Raw genomic sequence first — 22,397 nt, forward strand, 5'->3', positions numbered from 1 at the left:
TTCCGGTAGCTCGCCCCCCACAAACGACTTGCCCCGCATCCGCGGGGCAAGTGGCAACGCATCCCGACGTGGCTTACGCCATCGAGATCGACTTTTCCTTCTGTTCCTTCAACCGCTTTTCCAGGTAATGGATGTTCTGCCCACCCTGCTGGAAACCGATGTCGGCCAGGATCCGCTGCTGCAGCGGGATGTTGGTCTTGATGCCGTCCACCACCATCTCGCTGAGCGCCACGCGCATGCGCGCGATCGCGGTCTCGCGGTCGGGGCCATGCACGATCAGCTTGCCGATCATCGAATCGTAGTTCGGCGGCACGCGGTAGCCTTCGTAGATGTGGCTGTCCACGCGCACGCCCGGGCCGCCCGGGGCGTGGAAGTGCTGGATCAGGCCCGGACACGGCATGAAGGTGTCGGGGTCCTCGGCATTGATGCGGCATTCGATCGCGTGGCCTTCCAGCACGATGTCGCTCTGCTTGATCGACAGCTTGTGGCCCGCGGCGATGTTGAGCTGCTCGCGCACCAGGTCGATGCCGGTGACCAGTTCGGTGACCGGGTGCTCCACCTGGATGCGGGTGTTCATCTCGATGAAATAGAAGCGGCCGTCCTCGTAGAGGAACTCGAACGTGCCGGCGCCGCGGTAGCCGATGCGGATGCATGCTTCCACGCACACGCGGCCAATCTCCGCGCGCTGCTCAAGGGTGATGCCCGGCGCCGGCGCTTCCTCGACGACCTTCTGGTGGCGGCGCTGCATGGAGCAGTCACGCTCGCCCAGGTGGATCGCGCCGCCCTGGCCGTCGGCGAGCACCTGGATCTCCACGTGGCGCGGATTCTCCAGGAACTTCTCCATGTAGACCATGTCGTTGCCGAAGGCCGCCTTGGCTTCGGTCTTGGTGGTCTGGACCGCGGCGTTGAGGTGCGCTTCGGTATGCACCACGCGCATGCCGCGGCCGCCGCCGCCGCCGGCGGCCTTGACGATGACCGGGTAGCCGATCTCGCGCGCGATCTTGATGTTGGTCGCCGCGTCGTCGCCCAGCGGGCCGCCGCTGCCGGGCACGCAGGGCACGCCCGCGGCCTGCATGGCCTTGATCGCCTCGACCTTGTCGCCCATCAGGCGGATGGTGTCGGCCTTGGGGCCGATGAAGATGAAGCCGGACTGCTCCACGCGCTCGGCGAAGTCCGCGTTTTCGGACAGGAAGCCGTAGCCCGGGTGGATGGCCTGCGCGTCGGTGACCTCGGCGGCGGCGATGATCTGCGCCATGTTGAGGTAGCTGTCGGTGGACGGCGCGGGGCCGATGCACACCGATTCGTCGGCCATGGCGACGTGCTTGAGGTTGCGGTCGACGGTGGAATGCACCGCGACCGTCCGGATGCCCAACGCGTGGCACGCGCGCAGGATGCGCAGCGCGATTTCGCCGCGGTTGGCGATGACGACTTTATCGAGCATGGGGTGTTCTCAAAGGCGGGAACGGGAAACGGGGATACAGGGAAATGACACGGGGACAGGGTGGTGTGCCCTGAGCGCCGCTCCCTGCGCCGTTCACCCGATGACAAACAGCGGCTGATCGAACTCGATCGGCTGCCCGGTCTCGACCAGGACCTTGACGACCGTGCCGGCGACATCGGCCTCGATCGGGTTGAACATCTTCATGGCCTCGATGATGCCCAGGGTCTCGCCGGCCTTGACCGACTGGCCGACGGTGACGAAGGCCGGCTTGTCCGGTGCCGGGGATGCGTAGAACGTACCGACCATCGGCGCACGCACGACGTGGCCCGGCGGCAGGTCCGAGGCCGCCTTGGGCGAGCCACCGCTGGCCGCCTCGGTCGGACCGGCCATGGGCATCACCGGCGCCGGTGCGGCCACCGGGGCGGCCTGCATCATCGGCTGGGCGACCATCGTGCCCTTGGGCGTGCGGGCCAGGCGGACGGACTCTTCGCCTTCCTTGATCTCGATTTCGGCGAGGTTGGACTCTTCCAGCAGGTCGATGAGCTTCTTGATCTTGCGCAGGTCCATGGTGGGCCTCTGGCTAAAAGGAAAACGGTTGGCGAAAAAAGGCGGGCGGGCAGCCGGGCGGCGCGAGCGCCGCAGCCGGCTTCAGGCTGCCGGTGGAGACGCGGAAGGGAGGGACGGCGCCCTTGCGAGGCGGGCCAGTGCGGCGTCGAGCGCGTAGCGGTAACTGTCGGCGCCGAATCCGGCGATCACGCCGACGGCGAGGTCGCTGACGAAGCTGGTGTGCCGGAACGGTTCGCGGGCGTGCGGATTGGACAGGTGCACTTCGATGAAAGGCAGCGCGACCGCCGCCAGGGCATCGCGGATGGCCACGCTGGTGTGCGTGTAGGCCGCCGGATTGATCACGATGAAGGCGGTGCCGTCCTCGCGGGCGGCCTGGATGCGTTCGACCAGCGCGCTCTCGGCGTTGCTCTGGAACGAGGACAGCGCATGTCCGGCCTGCGTCGCCTGCACCTGCAGCTGGGCATCGATCTGCTCGAGCGTCGCGTGGCCATAGACCCCCGGCTCGCGTGTGCCGAGCAGGTTGAGGTTCGGGCCATGCAGGACCAGGAGCTGTGCCATTGCCACCAGGGCCGAAAGCGCGGAAGGCCGGCAGTGTCGCCCATGGCGGAACCGGTGTCCAGACGTTCGGCGCCGTATCGGCGAAGTTGGGAGGAATTACACAGTTGTTGGAGCGGCCGCTCTAAATTGCCGGCCGTTCAGTCCAGCCAGGCCTCGACTTCGCCGGCCTCGAACGGGCCAATCTTCTCCTTCACCAGCCGGCCCCGCGCGTCGATCAGCGCGGTGTAGGGAAGCACGCCGCTGGGGTTGCCCAGGCGGACGCCGGCGTCGCCGGGCCCGGGGGTGTCCAGCAGGATCGGGTAGCCCACGGGCGTGGACTCGAGGAAGCGCAGGACGGCCTCGCGCTCATCCAGCGCGATGCCGATCACCTGCACGCCGGTGGCGCCCTGGCGGGTGGCGAAGCGGTCCAGCTCCGGCATCTCCCGGATGCAGGGGCCGCACCAGCTGGCCCAGAGATTCACCAGCACCGGCCGGCCGGACCATGCGGCGGGCACGCTGACGTTGCGGCCGGCCAGGTCGGGCAGGGAGAAAGACGGCACGAGCCCGCCGCGTTCGGCCACCGGCACCCCCGCCGGTGGGGCGGGCGCGGAGGCCTCGAGGACTTCGTGGAGCGCCCGCTGGCCGAGTTCGCTGCGCAGCAGGGGCCCGGGGCCGTTGAACCACAGGCCCGCCGCAGCCCCCAGGACGCCGGCTGCGACCGCGACCAGCAACACCTTCACCGTCGGCTTCATCGTGCCGGCGTCACGGAGGTGCTGCTCCGCTGACGCGGCCGGCACGTTCGACGAACTTGTCCGCCGGTTCGAAGCCGAACAGCCGCAGCTCCCGCCGTTCGCGACCCTCGACGAAGTACAGCGTCGCGGGCGGGCCGTGGATGCCCAGCCGCTTCATCAAGGCCTGGTCGGTGGCGTCGTTGGCGGTGACATCGGCCTTGAGCAGGCGGAATCCGGCGAGCGCGTCGCGCACGGCCGGCACCGGGAAGGTGTCGCGCTCCATTTCCTTGCAGGCGACGCACCAGTCGGCATAGAAGTCGAGCAGGACCGGCTGGCCCACCGCTGCGGCCTGGGCCAGTTCGCGGTCGAGGTCGGCACTGGACTTGATCGGGGTGAACGCCAGCGCCCGCGGCGGCGCCGAGCCGCGCTTGAGTCCCGCCAGCGGTTGCAGCGGGTCGTGGCTGCCGGCCAGCGCGCCGGCGAACTGCGCGGTGCCGGCAATGGCGAGCATCGCCACCACCACCCAGCCGACCGTGCGCGCGCCGTCGCGTGCGCCGGGACGCGCCACCATCAGCCCCAGCATCGCCGCGGCGCCCAGCAGCAGGGCGCCCCACAGGGCGAGCGAAATCGCGCCGGGCAGGATCCGCGACAGCATCCACACCGCCACACCGAGGAAGACGAAGCCGAACACGCGCTGCACGGCCACCATCCACGGGCCGCTGGTGGGCATGCCCTTGCCGACGGCGACGCCGAAGAACAGCAGCGGGACGCCCATGCCCAACCCCAGCAGCAGCAGCGCCGCGCCGCCCAGCACCGGGTCCTGGGTCTGGCCGATATAGAGCACGGCGGCCGCCAGCGGCGGCGCGACGCAGGGGCCGACGATCAGGGCCGACAGCGCGCCCATCGTGGCCACGCCCAGCCAGGAGCCGCCGCGCTGGCGATCGCTCACCTCGCCCAGGCGTGCCCGCAGGGCGTTGGGCATCTGCAGTTCGTACAGGCCGAAACTGGACATCGCCAAGGCGGCGAACAGCGCCGCGAACAGCACGATCACCCAGGGCTTCTGGAAGATCACCTGCAGGTTGGCGCCCAGCAGACCGGCGATGACCCCGGCCGCGGTGAACACCAGCGCATTGGCAAGCACGTACACGAAGGACATCGCGAGCGCGCGACCGGCGCCGAGCCCGGGGCCGTGGCCGGCGATCAGGCCCGACAGGATCGGGATCATCGGGTACACGCAGGGCGTGAACGACAGGCCCAGGCCCATCGCGAAGAACACCAGCAGCGTCCATAGCGGATGCTTGCCTGCCAGTTCGGCGGCCAGGCGGCTGTCTTCGGCCAGGGCGGGCGGGGCCTCGGCCGGTGATGACATTTGACCGCCGGCGTTCGGAGCGGCGCTGGTTGTCGACGCAGACGCGGCCGACGGCGTGGTCGCGGCGATCGACGTGCCGCTGCCGGAGGTGCCGTCGACGGGCGTGCCTTCTACAGACGTGCTCTCTACAGACGTGCTCTCGACAGACGCGGTGCCGCCCGGCAGCTCGGCGGCCGCCGACCCCGCGGCGGCCGTCAGCGTGCCCGCCGGCAGCGACAGTGCCACCGTGCGCGTCATCGGCGGGTAGCAGATCCCGTCGGTCTGGCAACCCTCGAAATTCGCGGTCAGCGTGACCCGCGCGGCGCCAGTGCCGGTGCGCACCAGGGGGAGCGGCAGCTCGATCGGCTGGAAGTACACGACCACCTGGCCGAAATGTTCGTCGCGGTGCGCCGCGCCGCGCGGCCAGGGCGCGCGCCCCGCCGTGATGCCCGCCTTCGCCGCGGCGGCGTCGAGCTTCAGCGAGGTCTTGTCGCGATACAGGTAGTAGCCGGGCGCGGGACTGAAGCGAAGCAGGAGCGTGTTGCCGTCGCCGACGATGGCTTCGAATCCGAAGGCCTGCTCGGGGGGCAGGGGCGCGGCGTCCACCGCTCCGGGCCCGGCGGGCGGCAGCAGGCCGCGGCCCACGGGCGGGCCCGACGCGCGGCCGAACAGGTTGGGGAATGCAGGCGAATCCGCCGCCGCGGCCGCGCCGGCGAGTGGGACGGTCAGGGTGCGGGTCTGCGGCGGATAGCAGATGCCGGCATCGGCGCAGCCCTGGTAGCGCACGCGCAGGGTGGCGGTCGCGCCGGTGGCCTTGCCGGGCAGCATCGCGACCAGTTCGTTGCGGTAGGTCTCCACCCGCCCGAAAAACTCGTCCTGGTGCACTTCGCCGGCCGGCAGCTGCAGCGCCTGTGCGTCGAATCCCTTCTCGGCCTGCACCTTGATCTGGTGGCGATACAGATAGCAGCCGGGCGCGACCTTCCAGGCCAGCCGGATCGCTCCATCGGACGGAGCGCTGGCCTGCAGGACGAAGGCCTCCTCGACCGCCATCAGGTCCTGGTCATCGGTGCAGCTACCCGCGCGCGCCGGCGTCGGCAGCAGCAGGCTGCAGGCGCTGAGGACGAAGGCGAAAGCGGCGGACAGGCGCCGGCCGGAGGTGGAGGAAACAGGCATCAGGTCAAGGTGTCGTCGTCGCGGGGGGAGGTCTGCGCCGCCACCCACGCCAGGTAATCGGGCAGGCCGGCGCGCACTTCGACCGCGACCAGCTCCGGCAGTTCATACGGATGCAGCTGGCGCAGGCGCGCGGTCAGCGCCTCCATACGTTCGCCCGTGGTCTTGATCAGCAGAAGTACTTCGCTGGCGGTTTCGACCGCGCCCTGCCAGCGGTAGGTGGATGCCACGCCGGGCAGCTGGTTGACGCAGGCCGCCAGGCCTTCCTCGACCAGCGTCCGTGCGATCGCGGCCGCGGTTTCGGCGTCGGGGCAGGTGCTGCAGGCGAGCAGGACGGTCATGGGTTGCAATTGTACGGGGATGGTCCGGGGGCGACCCGACGTGGCCATCGTGACCGCCAGTCGGCCGGAGCCGGCACCCGGCGGGGGGCGCCGGGGCCGTCATGGACGCAACCCGATCCGGGCCGAGGGTCCGCCGCCTCGCATCGGCGGATGGGGGGCCGCACCGGCGAGGGGCGGTGGCCCGGCCGGTGCGGTTCGCGTCGCGTCAGTTGAGCTGGCAACTGGCTGGTTTGGCCGAATTGAACAGCGCCGCCGTCGCCCACTCCGGGTGGTCGATGAAGGGGTTGCGGTTGCCCTGGAAGCTGTACACCACCTCGTTGCGTTCGCGCTCGTGCGCATCCGGCGGGTCCGCCTGGTGCCAGGGCCAGCAGGGTCGAGAGCAGGCCCATGTACGCCGGCGAGGCTGAGGTGATCACGATCCGGCTGCGGTCGTCGGTCAGTTCCAGATCCGGTTCGGACTGGTTGGTGTTGGGATCGCGGCCGCCTTCGTAGCGGATGGCCATGTAGAGCACGCCGCGCGCGATGTCGCCCTTGCGGTGGCCCCAGGCCTGGAACGATCCGCCGTTGCCGTCGGGCCCCTTCACCCAGTTGGAATTGCCCGGATACACGCCGCTGCCGCCGCCGAAACCGCCGTTGGCTTCGGTCACCCGCTCGCCGCAGCCCGCGGCAACGGCGCAGTCCGCATAGGGCTTGTTGCCGCGATCGGCATTCCAGGTCGTGTCGCTGAGGTAGAGCATGTGGGTGTCGGTGTACGGCGCGTACGGCAGCCCCATGTCGCCGGTCGTGCTGCCAAAGCCCAGCGAGTTGGGCCAGGTGTGTTCGCGGTTGTAGGTCAGCCCGGTACCGGTGCCGGCGCGTTCGCTGCCCTTGAGATAGCTGCGGTTGCGGTACACATCCAGGACGCGGCCCGCGTTGGCCGGATCCTCGTCGGCGATCTCCAGGATGCTCCAGGTGTTGGTGGTGCCGCCGCTGTAAGGGTAGGCGGTATGGCCGCGGATCGTGGCGTGCAGGGAGCAGCGCAGCTGGCCCGCGCTGGAGGTGTTGACGTGCGCGTAGTAGCCGGTGCCGCCACTGCTGGCGACGGTGAAGCCCACGACCCGGTCCTGCGCGAGCTTCGCGCCGCCGCTGTCGGTGACCTGCAGCGCGCGCACGGTAAACGTGCAGCTCTCGTTGCCGGCCAGCGTGGCGCCCGTGCTGATCGCGAAGCTGCTGCCGCTGGCCGGGTGGCTCAGAGGGACAGTTCCCGACTGCGTGCACTGCAGCGCGAACGCGCCGCTGGACAAGGTCACCGGCTCGCTGAAACTCACGGCCAGGTCGCTGGCCGGCGCGACACCCGTCGCCCCATCGGTGGGCGTCGTGGCGGTGATGGTCGGGGGTGGATTGGGCGCAATGAAGCCCTGGTTGCGGTTGCAGGTGCCAAACGTATGCGCCGTCGAAGCCTGCCATGCGAATTGCGCGTAACGGTTGCCGCTGCCGCCCAGTTGCAGCGACGTGCCCGCCGGCGTAGAGCCGGTTTCGGAGACGGCCAGGTTGGTGCTGGTGCGACCCGCGGCCGGGCCGCTGGCGGCCGTCACCGGGCCTTCGTAGCTGAGGAACTGCACCAGCCCGCCGGCGGCGTCGACCAGCGCGACGGCATCGTTGGCGCCGTTCTGGATGCCGTTGGCGGGGTAGCTGACGGTGGCCACCCGCACCGGCGCGCCGCAGGTCACCAGGCTGCCGGTGGGCACCGGGTCATTGTCGTAGGCCACCGCGGCCGACGGCGTGCTGCCGTTGTACAGATGGACGCGGTAGCCGGCCAGGCTTTCGCCGGCGGTGGCCACGATCTCGATGCGTTCGCCGACGTCGCCGCTGGCGGTGGCATCGTCGTAGTGGATCTCGTTGATGAAGACTTCGGCCAGGGCGCGGCCCGGCGTGGTGAGGAGAACGACGGCGCATGCGCCGGCGGCAATGCTGCGAACGATCCTGGACGACATCCCTGTAGCTCCCGTGCGGCGGAACGGGCGACTCTAGCCAGCGCGTATGACAACCCGCACGCGGCGGTGCGGCAACGCCATGGCCGCCGCCTCAGGCGCGCGTGCCGCCCGCGCGACGGCCGGTCCGCAGCGAGGCCAGCTGCTCGATAACTTCCACCAGCGGTGCCCGCGACCGGGTGGGCGCGTCGCGGAAGGCCAGGATCAGCCGCAGCTCGATGGGATCCTCGATGAGGAGTGCATCCGCCGCGGCCACCGAGTCCAGGGCCGTGTCCTCCGACAGGCTCATCTTGCCGCGTCCCGTGGCGAGCCACTCGAACTGCACGCCGCAGGCCATGGCCAGCTCGCGCATGTGGGTCACGCTGGGGTGCTTGCCGTTGTTGGCTTCCCAGTGGCTCACCGCGCTGCGCTGGACCCCGACGGCGGTCGCCAGCGCGGCCTGGGACAGCCCGGCATGGCGGCGGGCGAGGCGGATGCGTTGTTGCGAAGTCATGCCCTGGATCCCCTCCTTGAGGCCGGCACCGCAGCCAAAAGCGGCCAGAACCGGCAAATGTTACCTAAATTCACCTCGTTACCAAAAGACACCATACGACGTGCGCTCTTGGTCACCCTCGTCCAGTGTGAATCGACGCGGAATCCACAAATCATGTGGTATTGGAGGCCGCCCGATACCCAAAGTCAACAAATGAGACGTGCCTCACAGTAGACATCGCCGGGGGATCGGCGGAGATTGGACTCGTCCGGCAAGGATGTCGGCGTCGACAAGAGGTCAGGTAAGGAGACGCGGCGCAGGAGCGCGCCGAGCTGAGGACGGCCCTCTCCAAGCCAGAAAGAGCGCGAACCCCTGTCCGCGCTCTTTCTTTTTTTTGAGGGCCCCGGAAACCGCCGATTTCGGGACCCAAGGACGCCCACACGGGCCGAATAAACAGGACCGGCAAGACATTGATGTCGCCAGGCTCGGGGAAAGCGGCGCAGGACGGCGCCAGGCTGACGAGCCCTCCAGGCCAGAAAGGGCGCGAACTCCGGTTCGCGCCCTTTCTTTTTGCGCGCGCGGCCACACCTTCGGGGCTGGCCGCAGTCGCGTGGCCCCCCGGATAGCCCTTCCCGACGGCAATTTCGCCTCGGGCCCTTGAAACGCTGAACGCCGCCCCCCATCTGCTGCCAGTCCCGGCTCGCCGGGTCTTTCTACGCCCCGTTTCTGGCACTCCCTTGGGGCGAGTGCCAATTGCGGAGCATTTTTCCCGCCTTTCCAAAGACTTATGTGAGGGTTGCCATGAATATCAAGCCGCTGTTCGACCGCGTGGTCATCAAGCGCATGGAAGAAGAGAAGCTGTCCGCGGGCGGCATCGTGATCCCGGATTCGGCCACCGAGAAGCCGATCAAGGGTGAAGTCGTCGCCGTCGGCGACGGCAAGGTGTTCGACAACGGCAACGTCCGCGCGCCGAAGGTCAAGGTCGGCGACAAGGTCCTGTTCGGCAAGTACAGCGGCACGGAAGTGAAGCTGGACGGCAACGAATACCTGGTGGTGAAGGAAGACGACATCTTCGCCCTCATCGGCTGATGTCACGGGCGCAGGCGCCCGCCGGGGCCGGCACGAGCGTACCGCCGCTTGCCCGCCCCGAAGGGCTCTCCGCCGCCGCTTCGCACCTGCCTCCCCATTCCCATTTCCGCTTCTGAGGTAAACACCCCATGGCTGCAAAAGAAATCCGCTTCGGCGAAGACGCGCGCACCAAGATGCTGCGCGGCGTGAACGTGCTCGCCAACGCCGTCAAGGCCACGCTGGGCCCGAAGGGCCGCAATGTCGTGCTCGAGAAGAGCTACGGCGCCCCGACCATCACCAAGGACGGCGTCTCCGTCGCCAAGGAAATCGAACTGTCCGACAAGTTCGAGAACATGGGCGCGCAGATGGTCAAGGAAGTGGCTTCCAAGACCTCCGACAACGCTGGTGACGGCACCACCACCGCCACCGTGCTGGCGCAGGCGCTGATCCGCGAGGGCATGAAGGCCGTCGCCGCGGGCATGAACCCGATGGATCTCAAGCGCGGCATCGACAAGGCCGTCGTGTCGGCCGTCGAAGAGCTGAAGAAGATCTCCAAGCCGTCCTCGACCAGCAAGGAAATCGCCCAGGTCGGCACCATCTCGGCCAACTCCGACGCCAACATCGGCGACCTGATCGCCCAGGCGATGGACAAGGTCGGCAAGGAAGGCGTGATCACCGTCGAAGACGGCTCGGGCCTGGACAACGAACTCGACGTCGTCGAGGGCATGCAGTTCGACCGCGGCTACCTGTCGCCGTACTTCATCAACAACCAGCAGTCGATGCAGGCCGAACTGGAAGATCCGTTCATCCTGCTGCACGACAAGAAGATCTCCAACGTGCGCGAGCTGCTGCCGGTGCTGGAAGGCGTCGCCAAGGCGGGCAAGCCGCTGCTGATCGTCGCCGAGGAAGTCGAAGGCGAGGCGCTGGCCACCCTGGTGGTCAACACCATCCGCGGCATCGTCAAGGTCTGCGCCGTCAAGGCCCCGGGCTTCGGCGACCGTCGCAAGGCGATGCTGGAAGACATGGCCGTGCTGACCGGCGGCACCGTGATCTCCGAGGAAGTGGGCCTGCAGCTGGAAAAGGCCACGATCAAGGATCTGGGCCGCGCGAAGAAGGTGCAGGTCTCCAAGGAGAACACCACCATCATCGACGGCGCCGGCGAACACGTCGGCATCGAAGCGCGCATCAAGCAGATCAAGGCGCAGATCGAGGAAACCTCCTCGGACTACGACCGCGAGAAGCTGCAGGAGCGCGTGGCCAAGCTGGCCGGCGGCGTGGCCGTGATCAAGGTGGGCGCCGCGACCGAAGTCGAGATGAAGGAAAAGAAGGCCCGCGTCGAAGACGCGCTTCACGCCACCCGCGCTGCCGTGGAAGAAGGCATCGTCCCGGGCGGCGGCGTGGCGCTGCTGCGTGCCAAGGCCGCCATCAAGAACCTCAAGGGCATCAACGAAGACCAGAACCACGGCATCCAGATCGCCCTGCGCGCGATGGAAGCCCCGCTTCGCGAGATCGTCACCAACGCCGGTGACGAGCCGTCGGTGATCCTCAACAAGGTGATGGAAGGCACGGGCGCGTTCGGCTACAACGCCGCCAATGGCGAGTTCGGCGACATGATCGAGTTCGGCATCCTGGATCCGACCAAGGTCACGCGTACTGCACTGCAGAACGCGGCATCGATCGCCGGCCTGATGATCACGACCGAAGCCATGGTCGCCGAACAGCCGAAGAAGGATGAACCGGCGATGCCGGGCGGCGGTGGCATGGGCGGCATGGGCGGCATGGATTTCTGATTCCGCTCCCGCGCATTCGCGCAGTTGGAAGAGCCCCGCAGCGATGCGGGGCTTTTCTTTTGTTGGCCGCACGGCATGGGCCGTTTGTCGCGTCCGGCTCGACCGTGCGGGCCGCCATGAAACGCAGGGTTTGGCGCCTGCGCACACATCCGGCATGGAACATGCAGCGCATGGGCGCGCACGTGGATCCTGTTGGCGCGCGGACGCGCGATCATTGTCGTGAAGGCGATGTATTCGCATAAGGCCTGCCACCTGATGCGTGAAACATGCGTCGCGTTGCACCGTTCGTCGCGCGATGACGAAAGTCATGCCACTTCCGGCACTGCCTTGCATCGTTTCGCGGGCGCATAACGTCCCTGCCGATCCAAACACATCGGCTGCCCGCGACACTTCGATCATGCAGCGGGCGACGAACGTGCAATGCCGCAATGCGGCGCCCTCTTGCGATGCGCATTTCGCATCCGACGGGCATGCACACACTCAGTCGCGGACGCACAGCGTCCACCCAAACGAGGACACGCAGATGAAAAGAAAGACAACGTTGAGCCTGCTGCTCGTGCTGGCCGCTGCGGCCGCACCGGGTATCGCAATGGCGGGCAACGCCCAGGCAAAGGCGCTGGCCAAGGCTGTGGGCATCAGTGAAACCGAAGTTCGCCAGCTGATGGGCTGGTCGCCCCTCACGTACTACCAGTTCCGCCAGGACCATTCGCGCACGTCGGCGAAGGTCATTCGCGCGCTGGGCCAGGACCGCTATGACCGGCTGATGGCCGGACAGCCGATCCTGATTGAAGGCGAGATGGACGGCCGCCGGGTGGCGTTCGAAGTGCAACTGGGCCGTTGAGAGCCCCCAGGCAACGCGCACGAGCCCGCGGATGCGGATGGCGGTGACGCCCGCATCCGCGAGGCAGTGCGGAGTGAAAGACAACGAGTGAGACAAGCCCGCCACGCGCCTGGCAACCAGGACGCGTGGATCAGGCGCGCACGATGACGGGTAAGGCGCACGCTGCAGGCTTGCGGCGATCGGGGATTGGGCGCTGAGGAGTGATGGTCAGCCGGGGTGCGCAATTGCGGCTGCACCGCGTACAGCGGGCGGTCGTGTGCGAGATCGCTTCACTCCGCGTGCATCCCCTGCGTGGGTGACCCCCGCCAAAAAGATTATCGTCGGATGGCCACCCGTGTGTCGGCGCCTTCGGACCTGACCCATGGCAACACCGCGGCCGAGACACCATCGCGCCCGGATTTCTCGCTGACATCCCGTCGCCAATTGGCGTCCGTCGTCCACGCCGTGGTGCTGGTGGCGGCCCCTGCGGCGATCCCATCTTCGCGTGGCGTTGTCGATCGCACGTCGGGATCGCCCGAGGGAGTTGACTCCGAAGTGCGTCTACGTGTCCGCGATGCACCGGTCCGACCTCGTTGAATCGCCTCCTCTCTGCCGCGGCCACGCGCCGAGTACCGGTGCAGTCGCGCCATGGGTCAGGCTCGCGCCCGCGCGACCAGCAGGCACGGCCATGACCTGGCTTCATCGCCGCCTGCGCTTGGGAAGGGGGCGGTCTTCCCGGTATCCCGCCGACGGGGACATGGCGTCGCTGCGCCACCGGGGATGGCCAGCCGGTCGCGCGGTGCCCCCCGGATGGAGTTCAATGCGGCTTCCGCACCGGTGAAGGACAACCCATGGCACGCACCCCGCTTTTCAGCCTGCTCCAGCGCGCAGCCCGCATTGCCCGCGCCTCGACCCGCGTCGAAGCGCCGCTCGACGAGTTCCTGGATCGCGGCCGGCAGCTGCGGGTCGATGCCACCCGCCGGCGATTCCTGCAGGGCGCTGGCGCGGGCCTGGTGCTGACCGGTTGCGCGCAGTTGCCGCGACCCGCGGCCCCGACAGGCGACGAGGTTGTGATCGTGGGCGCCGGCATCGCAGGCCTCACCGCCGCGTGGCGCCTGCGCCAGGCCGGTGTTCGCGTGCGCGTGTTCGAGGCCAGCACGCGCGTGGGCGGCCGCATGCTCAGCCTGCGCAATCACTTTCCCGACGGCCAGGTAGTGGAACTGGGCGGCGAGCTGATCGACACCGGCCACATGCGCATGCGCACGCTGGCCAGGGAACTGGACCTGGTGCTGGACGATCTGCTCGAGGGCGACTCCGGCCACGATGCCTGGCATTTCGACGGGCGCGCGGTGGGCGAGGATGAAATCGTGCGCGCCTTCGTCCCGGTCGCGCGCGCGATCGAGCTCGACGTGGCCACGCTGGGCGACGGCGATCTGGACTATCGCGACACAAACCCGGCATTCCGGGCGCTGGACGGGATCTCGATCACGCAGTGGCTGGAGCGCAACGGTGTCAGTGGCTGGCTGCGCGAACTGATCGAGGTGGCGTACACGACCGAGATGGGCCTCGAAGCCGACGAGCAGTCGGCCTTGAACCTGCTGACCTTCGCCGGCACGGACGACCCGGACGCGTTCCGCATCTTCGGCGAGAGCGACGAGCGTTTCCACGTGCGCGGCGGCAATGACCTGGTGGTGCAGGCGATCGGGCAGCGGATGAGCGACGCGATCACGACGGGCGAGGTACTGGAATCGGTCACCGCGCGCGGAGATGGCTACGCGCTGTCGTTCCGGACCGGCACGGCATCGCGTGAAGTACAGGCGCGACAGGTGATCCTCGCGATGCCCTTCACGCTGCTGCGCGACGTGCGCATCGATGCGACACTGCCGGCACACAAGCGCCACGCGATCACGCAGCTGGCCTATGGCACCAATGCCAAGCTGATGATCGGGTACACGCGGCGGCCCTGGCGCGATCGCGGCGCCAACGGCGCGTCGATGAGCGACCTGTCGTACCAGACCACGTGGGAAACCTCGCGCAAGCAGGCCGGGGCCTCCGGCATCCTCACCAACTTCACGGGCGGACGCCACGGCCTGGAGCTTGGGAAGGGCACGGCGCGCCAACAGGCCGACGCCGCCAGCGCCGCGTTGGAGCACGTGTTTCCCGGCGCGCTCGCCGCGCGCGAGGGCGCGCGCGAAGTGCGCATGCATTGGCCCACCCAGCCCTGGGCGCGCGGCAGCTACGCCTGTTTCCGGCCCGGCGACTGGTCGAGCCTGCGTGGCGTGATGGGCGAGGCGGTTGGCGGCCTGCACTTCGCCGGTGAGCATTGCGCCCTGGAAACGCAGGGCTTCATGGAAGGAGGTTGCGAATCGGGCGAGATCGCGGCCAAGGAAGTGCTCGCGCAACGGGGCGTCGCGGTGCGAGCGTTCCCGCGCCTGCGTCGCGCGGCGGCCTGAGTAACCCCGGCAGCGCCGCGGCGCCGGGCCGCGCCGTCACGATAAGGCGACCGACAGCGCCAGCAGCACCTTGCCGAGGTAGTACAGTGGCAAGCCCCAGATCTTGTTGGCTGGGCTGGCGACGACAAAGCGTTCGCGTGCGACTGCCACGTCGGAAGCGGCGAAGGCGAGTGCGCCCGCGGCAATCCCGGCGTGGCCCGTGGCCGCGGCCGTTCCCATCGCCGTGGCCACCATCGCGCCTATGGCCAGCACGTAGGCCGGCACCGCGAGCTGGTAAACGCTGCGCAGTCGCGCCCACAGCCAGCGCAGGACGATCACCGCGACGACGGCCATGGCGATCGCGCCGCCGATCAGCCATGCCAGGTCCTGTGGCTGCAACGCGAACGCGATCGCGTACACCGCATGCGCCACCAGGAAGGTGCCCAGCCCGGCCAGGAACAGGGGACTGCGGCGCGAGAGCAGCAGTGCGTCGCCGACCGCCCCCAGGCCCAGGGCGACGAGCACGAGGCGGCCGTAGTCGCTGTCGAGCGCGCCCGCCGCCAGTGCGACGACGAGAAAGGCCGCGCTCGCTGCCAGCTTCAGCGGCGGCTGCGCGCGCGCATGGGACCGTGCATGCGCCCAGGCCAGGGCCAACGACAATGCGAGGCAGATTACGGCGGCGCTGTGGGCGGCAGGCATGGGCTGGTAGCCGTGGCAGGGGACGGGAGTATGGCCGCTTGCGTGCCGTGTCTGGAGGGGCGCGCGGCTCATGAAGCCGGCCTTTCTATACCGACAAGTATCGTTTTGCAGTGCAGCGTGCAAAAGTGATAACGGTTCCTTCACGATCGGCTCGCATCCCGACGTGGGGGAGGGAGCAAAGCCCGCTACCGGTTACGGCCGATAGCGGGCTTTTTTATGCGCGCGACATTCATGCGCGCCAACTTGGGTCGCCGTCGCCCTGCGGCCTCCCCGGCCCCCGCATGTGGACGGTGGTCCGATGCGGCAGCCCTCCGGAATGTGACGGAGTAGGCGAAGTGCCCGCTCTGCCCCTAGACTCGGCCCGGCGTGATTGGGCCCACGCATCCCGGGGACAACCAAAGGATCCAAGAACTCATGAGTAAGCTTTCCTGTGCCATCGCGATGGCACTCGCTGGTTTTGCCTGCGCCTCTTCCGCTCATGCGGCCACCTATGTGGTCCAGTCGAGGGGCAACACGTTCGACGCCCAGCTGGCGCGCAAGATCGAAGCCGCCGGCGGCACCATCACTTCCCGTCTGCCGCAGATCGGCGTCGCCTTCGTGCAGTCCAGCGACACCGCGTTCCGTGGCCGCGCCGCCAAGGTCGCGGGCGTGCGTTCGGTGGTCCCCGACATCGCCTTCCAGGCGCAGCTGCCGGAAACCGTCGACGAAATCGGCGAAGACTTCGCCAACCCGCCCAATGCAGGCGGCGAGAACGATTTCCTCTTCAACCTGCAGTGGGGCCACGCGGCGATCGATGCCGCCGGTGCCTGGAACGCCGGCTATCGCGGCGCCGGCGTGCGCGTGGCGGTGCTCGACGCGGGCATCCGTTGCAACCACCCGGACCTTGCCGGCAACCTGCTCGCGGCCGATTCGATTTCCTTCGTGCCGACCGAGCCCAGCTACTGCAACACCTCCGGCAGCAGCCACGGCACGCACACCTCCGGCACGATCCTGGGTGCCGACAACGGCACCGGCATCATCGGCGTGGCGCCTGAAGCCAAGCTCATCGCGGTCAAGGTGCTCAGCGCCGCGACCGGTGGCGGCAGCTTCGAAGGCATCATCAGCGGCATCGTCCACGCGGCCGACCACGGCGCCGACGTGATCAACATGAGCCTGGGCGTGCGCGGCGGGCTCGAGGTCGGCGGCAAGGACACCGCCGAACTGATCAACGCCACCAAGCGCGCCGTCGCCTACGCGCGGTCGCAGAATGCGATCACGATCGTGTCGGCGGGCAACGATGGACGCGACCTCGATCACGACGCGGGCGTTGCCGTGTGCGACACGGACGGCACGTGCTTCCGGGCCAACCTGCGCGCCTTCCCGGCCCAGGTGCCGGGCGTCATCTCGGTGTCGGCGCTGGCGCCGGCCGGCTGGGCGCTCAACCCGGGCGTGTCGCTGGATCCGCTGGCCAGCTACAGCAACTACGGCCAGTCGGCGATCTCGTTCGGCGCTCCGGGTGGTGACGGGCGCCTGCCGGGCACGGCCAACTGCGTGGTCGCCGGCGTCGGCGCACCCTGCTGGGCCTTCGACATGGTGCTCAGTTCGACCCTGACCGGCTGGGGCTGGTCGGCGGGCACGAGCATGGCGGCGCCGCACGTGTCGGGCGTGGCCGCGCTGGTCATCGGCAAGCACGGTGGCGAACTGGCCCCGACCGAAGTCGAGCGCATCCTGCGCGCATCCGCCGACGACCTGGGCAAGCCGGGCAACGACGACGCCTACGGCGCCGGTCGCGTCAACGCCGCCAAGGCCATGCAGTACTGATCCGGCACCATCGGTGAGTCCAGCGGCCGCCTTCGGGCGGCCGCTTTTGTTTTGCGTGCCAGAATCACCTCCATGATGGATGCCCAGTCCCTATCCAGTACGGCGATGCAGCGTCTGCATTCGATTCCCTCCTGCGCGGCGCTGCTCGAGGATGCTGACGCGGCTGAACGCGTGCGCCGGGTCGCACTGGCGAGCGACTTCGCCATCGACACCCTGCTTCGCCAGCCGGAGTTGCTGCCCCGGCTGCTGGCCGGCGCACCCGCGACGTCGCCGCCCGAACTGGGTGCGGAGAACCGCGGCGACTGGCCGGCCCTGCTGCGGCGCTATCGTGCCGCCGAATCAACCCGCCTGGTGTGGCGCGATGTGCTGGGCCTGGATACGGTGGCTGACACACTGGCCGGCACCACCGCGCTGGCCGAACACTGCCTGCAGCGCGCGCTGGACGTGCTGGAAGCCGACTTCGCGCAACGCCACGGCGTCGTGCGCGACGGCGATGGCCGGGCACAACGCATGGTCGTGTTCGGCCTGGGCAAGCTCGGCGGCGGTGAACTGAACTTCAGTTCAGACGTCGACCTGGTCTACGCCTACGAGGCCGACGGTGAGTCCGACGGCGCGCGTCCGCTGGCCGCCGAGACCTACTACGCCCGCCTGGGCCAGCAGCTGGCCAAACTGCTCGACGAGGTGACCGCCGACGGCTTCTGCCATCGTGTCGACCTGCGCCTGCGCCCCTACGGCAACGTCGGGCGCGTGGCGTGGTCGTTCCCGGCCATGGAGCAGTACTTCCAGCACGAAGGCCGCGACTGGGAGCGCTACGCGTGGCAGAAGGCCCGTCCCGTGGCCGGCGATGCGGAGGCCGGCGAACGCTTCCTCGCCACGCTGCGTCCGTTCGTGTACCGGCGTTACCTCGACTACGGCGCACTCGACGGCCTGCGGGCGATGAAGGCGGCGATCAGCGCCGAGGTTGCGCGCAAGGAGCTGGCCGACGACATCAAGCGGGGTCCCGGCGGCATCCGCGAGATCGAGTTCCTCGTGCAGGCGTTGCAGCTGATCCGCGGCGGACGGGAAGCCGAGCTGCGCGAGCGACGCCTGTTGCCGGCGCTGCAGGCGCTCGTGGCGGCCGGGCACGTGTCTGGGGAAACCGGCGAGGCGCTCGCGGCGTCGTACCTGTCGCTGCGAAAGCTGGAGAACCGCCTGCAGATGCTGCGCGATGCGCAGACCCACGCCCTACCGGACCGCGAGACCGATCGCCTGCGCGTGGCGCTCGGACTGGGCCATCCGGACTGGACGGCTCTGCGCGGGGAGCTCGATACGGTGCGCGCGCGCGTCACCGGCGAATTCGACGCCCTGCTGGCGCCGCGACGGGCTACGACAGCGCCCGACGCCCTGGCCACGTACTGGCGCGCATTGCCCGAGGCAGGCGATGTCACGGCGCTGGCGCAGGCCGGGTTCGCCGACCTGGAGACCGCCGACACCCTGCTCCGCGACCTGGCCCGCAGCCCCGGCGTCAAGGGCCTGTCCGACGCCACGCGCGCGCGCATGGATCGGGTACTGCCCGCGTTGCTGCAGGCAGCGGCCGGCGCGCGCGATCCGATGCTCGCCCTGCGGCGCCTGCTGGCGCTGCTGCAGAACATCCTGCGCCGCAGTGCCTACCTGGCGCTGCTCGACGAACAACCCGTCGCGCTGCAGCGGCTGGTGGACGCCGTCGCCCACAGCGCGCTGCTCGCCGAGCGCCTGGCCGCCTATCCGCTGCTGCTCGACGAGCTGCTCGATGCGCGCATCGCCGGCACGCTGCCCGGGCGCGACGCACTGCACGCCGCCTGCGCCCAGGTGCCGGTCGATGACGACACCGAGTCGGTGCTGCAGGCGCTCAACGAAGTACGGCAGGCCCTGAGCTTCCGCATCGCACTGGCCGCGCGTGACCGCCGGCAGAGCGCGGTCGATTCGGCGCGGCAGTTGGCGTGGCTGGCCGATGCGGTGGTCCAGAGCGTGCTGCGGGTGGCCGAGCACGAGGTCACCGGTACGCATGGCAGCATCGACGGCGCGCGGTTCGCGGTGCTGGGTTACGGCAGCCTCGGGGGCGAGGAGCTGGGCTTCGGTTCGGATCTCGACCTGGTGTTCCTGTACGACGCGCCGGCGCAGGCGCATTCCGACGGCGCGCGTCCGCTGGACGCGGCGCGCTGGTTCGCGCGCCTGGCGCAGAAGATCGTCGGCCTGCTCGGCGCGGTGACCGGTGCCGGTCGCCTGTACGAAGTGGACGTGCGGCTGCGGCCGGACGGAGCGAAAGGCCTGCTGGTGTCCTCGCTGGCCAGCTTCAGCGACTACCAGCGCGAACGCGCCTGGACCTGGGAGCACCAGGCCCTGGTGCGCGCCCGCTACATCGCCGGTGACCCCGGCCTGTGCGAGGACTACGAACAGGTGCGCGCGCAGACGCTGGCGCGGCCGCGTGAACCGGCGCGCGTTCGCGAAGACGTCGCCGCGATGCGCCAGCGCATGCGCGCGGAGCTCGATCGCAGCGATGCCTCCGCGTTCGACCTCAAGCAGGGCGAAGGCGGCCTGGTGGACCTGGAGTTCCTGCTGCAGGCGCTGGTGCTGATGCATGCGCATGCGCACCCCGGCCTGACCGGGCCGCGCAACACGCTGGCCCTGATCGACGCACTCACCGACGCCGGCCTTCTGCCGGTCGATATCGCGCACGCGCTGCGCCAGGCCCATGCCACGCTGCTCGCGCGAGGGCTGGACTGCACGCTGGATCGGCGTTCGCGGCGCGTGCCGCTCGATGCGGACGTGGAGGCCGCTCGCGCGGCAATCAAAGCGGCGCTGCGCGAGCTCGATCTGGTGCTGGCACCGGCGGCCTGAGGCCGTGGCGCGCAGCGCTGGATCTAACCGGGGGCGGGCATGCCCAGGCGACGACACACTTCGGCGGCCACGCGCGGGGTCTCGCGCAGCGGTGCAACCGCATAGGGCGCCAGGTCACTGGCAAAGGGCCGCGCACGGCCGCTGTCCAGCAGGGCATCGACGAAACGCCGGGGACGGCCGGCGACGCGATCGATGCCGGCAACGAACAGGGGCACGCGGGTGGCGGCCGCTTCGCTCAGCAGGTTGACCGACTCGGCGGTGCAGACAATGCGGTCCGCCCATCCCAGCAGGCCTGCGTAGGGATTGCGGCCGTCCTGCTCGCCGCGCCAGAACTGCCCCGGCCAGCTCGCCAATTGCCCGTGGATGGTGTCCAGCGGGGCCACGGGCGTGCGCCGTGACGCCGTCGCCAGCAGGCTGCCTCCCTGCCCGTGGAGGATGTCGCACAGGTCTCGCGCCAGTTGCAGGAAGAAGGCCTCGTCCAGGCGCGCGTGCGCGCTGGGCCCGCCCAGCAGCAGCGCCGTGCGTGGGCCGGGCAACTGCCCGAAAACGGGGAAGGCCTGGCGGCCCGCCGCCAGCCACTCATCGTCTACCGGGTGCAGGCTTCCCTGCAGCGTGATGACGTTGTCGCCGCGCAGCGCGTCGTGCGCGGGCGCGATCACCAGGTCCCAGTGCCGAGCGTCGATCCGCGGATCGAGAATCTGCACCGCCCGCGAACCGCGCTCGCGCATGAGGCGGGTCGCGAGCGCGCCCTGGCGGCCACAGCCGATCGCGACCACGTCGCGCAGGTCCGCCGTCCTCAGCACCTGGCTGAATGCGTCGTCGAACGCGCCGTCCGCGCCAGGGACGATCCGCGGCGCGAACCAGCGCCACGGAGCGCGCGTGCGCACGATCCATTCCTGCGCGGGCCAGCCGGCGGCGTGCGCGAGGGCCTGGACCTGCCGCAGGTTGCCGGCATGTCCGTCGCTCAGGAGCCAGGCGTCGAGGCGTTGTTCCGTCAAGGGTTCGATCCGTTCCGGCGCCGTCGCGCGCTGATTGACGCGGCAGACTCTACACTTCCCCGTCTTGGCCCACAGGCCTGCACGGAGATCATCGATGGCCCCCACCCCGCCGGCGCAGCCCTTGCCCGGACCTTCGCTCGACCGGCTGTTCCGCACCGCGCGCACCCACAACGAGATCCTGGGCGAGGTGAGCGACGCACAGCTGCATGCGCTGTACGACCTGCTCAAGTGGGGGCCCACCACGGCCAACTCCTGTCCCGCGCGCTTCGTCTTCGTGAAGTCGGCCGAAGCCAAGGCGCGCTTGAGCCCGGCGATGGACGAGGGCAACCGCGCCAAGACCCTGGCCGCGCCGGTGACCGTGATCGTGGCCTACGACATGGCCTTCTACGAGAAGATGCCCTACCTGTTCCCGCACACCGATGCGCGTTCCTGGTTCGACGGCAAGTCGCAGGAGGACCTGCGCACGATCTGCCTGCGCAATGGCAGCCTGCAGGGCGCCTACCTGATCCTGGCCGCGCGCGCGCTGGGCCTGGATTGCGGCCCGATGTCCGGCTTCAACAACGCGATGGTCGATGAAGCCTTCTTCGCCGGCACGTCCTGGAAATCCAACTTCCTGGTCAATCTGGGCCACGCCGATCCGGCGAAGATCTTCCCCCGCTCGCCGCGGCTGGCCTTCGACGAAGTGGCCCACATCGCCTGATCGCAGACGCATGCACCTACGCCGGCGCGACCGCGCCTGCCCTACACACACGGAGCCCCCCATGTTCAACAAGCTGATCCTCACCGCCGCACTGGCGCTCGCCGCCGGCCAAGCCTTCGCGGCGCCGGTGTCGTACAAGATCGATCCGAACCACACCAACGTCATCGCCACCTGGGACCACTTCGGCTTCTCCAAGCCGTCCGCGCACTTCGGCAAGGCCGACGGCACGATCGTGTACGACGCGGACAACGTCGGCCAGTCGTCGGTCAAGGTGACCCTGCCGCTGACCGGCATGACCGGCTTCGTCGCTGATTTCGACGAGCACCTGCGCAGCAAGGATTTCTTCAAGACCGATGAATTCCCCGATGCGACGTTCGCCAGCACGAAGGTGGAGGCCGCCGGCGACAACAAGTTGCGTGTGACCGGTGACCTGACGCTGCGTGGTGTGACCAAGCCTGTCGTGCTTGATGTGACGCTCAACAAGGCCGCCGCCGGCCGCGACGGCCAGCCGCGCATCGGCTTCGACGCCGCCGCGACCATCAAGCGCAGTGACTTCGGCCTGGGCCTGTTCGCCCCGAAGGTCAGCGACGAGGTCGCCCTGCGCATCACCACGGAAGCCGGCGTGCCCAAGGCCGAAGCGGCCCCCGCGAAGTAAGC

Annotated in this window: 17 protein-coding genes and 1 pseudogene; 8 read left to right on the forward strand and 10 right to left on the reverse strand. The window is 69.2% G+C overall.

What is annotated here, in order from left to right; all coding sequences use genetic code 11:
• Positions 1-73: 73 nt before the first annotated feature.
• From accC to I8J32_RS06325, 8 genes and pseudogenes are all read right to left on the reverse strand, one after another.
• The gene (gene accC, locus I8J32_RS06290) at positions 74-1,441 is read right to left on the reverse strand and encodes an acetyl-CoA carboxylase biotin carboxylase subunit (RefSeq protein ID WP_200616122.1); all 1,368 of its coding nucleotides are present in this window, start codon (positions 1,439-1,441) and stop codon (positions 74-76) included.
• A gap of 93 nt (positions 1,442-1,534) precedes the next feature.
• The gene (gene accB, locus I8J32_RS06295; protein ID WP_200616121.1) at positions 1,535-2,008 is read right to left on the reverse strand and encodes an acetyl-CoA carboxylase biotin carboxyl carrier protein; all 474 of its coding nucleotides are present in this window, start codon (positions 2,006-2,008) and stop codon (positions 1,535-1,537) included.
• An 81-nt stretch (positions 2,009-2,089) separates the two neighbouring features.
• The gene (gene aroQ, locus I8J32_RS06300; RefSeq protein ID WP_200616120.1) at positions 2,090-2,566 is read right to left on the reverse strand and encodes a type II 3-dehydroquinate dehydratase; all 477 of its coding nucleotides are present in this window, start codon (positions 2,564-2,566) and stop codon (positions 2,090-2,092) included.
• Between the two features lie 137 nt (positions 2,567-2,703).
• Positions 2,704-3,297 (reverse strand): TlpA family protein disulfide reductase, encoded by a 594-nt coding sequence (locus I8J32_RS06305; protein WP_200616118.1) that lies wholly within the window; start codon positions 3,295-3,297, stop codon positions 2,704-2,706.
• 10 nt (positions 3,298-3,307) lie between these two features.
• Complete coding sequence (gene dsbD, locus I8J32_RS06310) at positions 3,308-5,797, reverse strand: protein-disulfide reductase DsbD (protein WP_207526828.1); 2,490 nt, start codon at positions 5,795-5,797, stop codon at positions 3,308-3,310.
• Positions 5,797-6,135, reverse strand: a complete 339-nt coding sequence (gene cutA / locus I8J32_RS06315) for a divalent-cation tolerance protein CutA (RefSeq protein ID WP_207526829.1) — start codon at positions 6,133-6,135, stop codon at positions 5,797-5,799. The genes dsbD and cutA overlap by 1 nt, the downstream gene beginning before the upstream one ends.
• Positions 6,136-6,340: 205 nt before the next feature.
• Positions 6,341-8,108: pseudogene (locus I8J32_RS06320) on the reverse strand (endonuclease).
• Positions 8,109-8,199: 91 nt separating this feature from the next.
• Positions 8,200-8,598 carry a helix-turn-helix transcriptional regulator gene (locus I8J32_RS06325; protein WP_200616112.1) on the reverse strand — a complete coding sequence of 133 codons (399 nt, stop codon included), beginning with the start codon at positions 8,596-8,598 and terminating at the stop codon, positions 8,200-8,202.
• 780 nt (positions 8,599-9,378) lie between these two features.
• Here I8J32_RS06325 and groES point away from each other — a divergent pair.
• From groES to I8J32_RS06345, 4 genes are all read left to right on the forward strand, one after another.
• Positions 9,379-9,666 (forward strand): co-chaperone GroES, encoded by a 288-nt coding sequence (gene groES, locus I8J32_RS06330; protein WP_200616111.1) that lies wholly within the window; start codon positions 9,379-9,381, stop codon positions 9,664-9,666.
• 128 nt (positions 9,667-9,794) lie between these two features.
• On the forward strand, positions 9,795-11,435 hold the full coding sequence (gene groL, locus I8J32_RS06335; RefSeq protein ID WP_200616109.1) for a chaperonin GroEL: 1,641 nt from the start codon (positions 9,795-9,797) through the stop codon (positions 11,433-11,435).
• Between the two features lie 541 nt (positions 11,436-11,976).
• On the forward strand, positions 11,977-12,276 hold the full coding sequence (locus I8J32_RS06340) for a hypothetical protein (protein ID WP_200616108.1): 300 nt from the start codon (positions 11,977-11,979) through the stop codon (positions 12,274-12,276).
• 830 nt (positions 12,277-13,106) lie between these two features.
• The gene (locus I8J32_RS06345; protein ID WP_200616106.1) at positions 13,107-14,708 is read left to right on the forward strand and encodes a flavin monoamine oxidase family protein; all 1,602 of its coding nucleotides are present in this window, start codon (positions 13,107-13,109) and stop codon (positions 14,706-14,708) included.
• 36 nt (positions 14,709-14,744) lie between these two features.
• Here the strand turns inward: I8J32_RS06345 and I8J32_RS06350 are convergent, their stop codons facing one another.
• Positions 14,745-15,386 carry a lysoplasmalogenase gene (locus I8J32_RS06350; RefSeq protein ID WP_207526830.1) on the reverse strand — a complete coding sequence of 214 codons (642 nt, stop codon included), beginning with the start codon at positions 15,384-15,386 and terminating at the stop codon, positions 14,745-14,747.
• A 414-nt stretch (positions 15,387-15,800) separates the two neighbouring features.
• Here I8J32_RS06350 and I8J32_RS06355 point away from each other — a divergent pair, with 414 nt between their 5' ends.
• Together I8J32_RS06355 and glnE are read left to right on the forward strand one after the other, a co-directional pair.
• Complete coding sequence (locus I8J32_RS06355) at positions 15,801-17,186, forward strand: S8 family peptidase (protein ID WP_200616103.1); 1,386 nt, start codon at positions 15,801-15,803, stop codon at positions 17,184-17,186.
• Between the two features lie 105 nt (positions 17,187-17,291).
• Positions 17,292-20,042 carry a bifunctional [glutamate--ammonia ligase]-adenylyl-L-tyrosine phosphorylase/[glutamate--ammonia-ligase] adenylyltransferase gene (gene glnE, locus I8J32_RS06360; RefSeq protein ID WP_245156436.1) on the forward strand — a complete coding sequence of 917 codons (2,751 nt, stop codon included), beginning with the start codon at positions 17,292-17,294 and terminating at the stop codon, positions 20,040-20,042.
• Between the two features lie 23 nt (positions 20,043-20,065).
• On the opposite strand, the gene I8J32_RS06365 is transcribed toward glnE, so the two are convergent.
• Positions 20,066-21,040: a mitochondrial fission ELM1 family protein gene (locus tag I8J32_RS06365; RefSeq protein WP_200616100.1), complete on the reverse strand. Its 975-nt coding sequence runs from the start codon at positions 21,038-21,040 to the stop codon at positions 20,066-20,068.
• A 94-nt stretch (positions 21,041-21,134) separates the two neighbouring features.
• Between I8J32_RS06365 and I8J32_RS06370 the strand changes: the two genes are divergently transcribed.
• Together I8J32_RS06370 and I8J32_RS06375 are read left to right on the forward strand one after the other, a co-directional pair.
• Positions 21,135-21,740, forward strand: coding sequence for a malonic semialdehyde reductase (locus I8J32_RS06370; protein ID WP_200616099.1), 606 nt, complete (start codon positions 21,135-21,137; stop codon positions 21,738-21,740).
• Positions 21,741-21,801: 61 nt separating this feature from the next.
• Positions 21,802-22,395 carry a YceI family protein gene (locus tag I8J32_RS06375; RefSeq protein WP_245156437.1) on the forward strand — a complete coding sequence of 198 codons (594 nt, stop codon included), beginning with the start codon at positions 21,802-21,804 and terminating at the stop codon, positions 22,393-22,395.
• The last annotated feature ends 2 nt before the right edge of the window (positions 22,396-22,397 follow it).

It is taken from the genome of Lysobacter solisilvae (assembly GCF_016613535.2).
GTDB lineage: Bacteria > Pseudomonadota > Gammaproteobacteria > Xanthomonadales > Xanthomonadaceae > Agrilutibacter > Agrilutibacter solisilvae.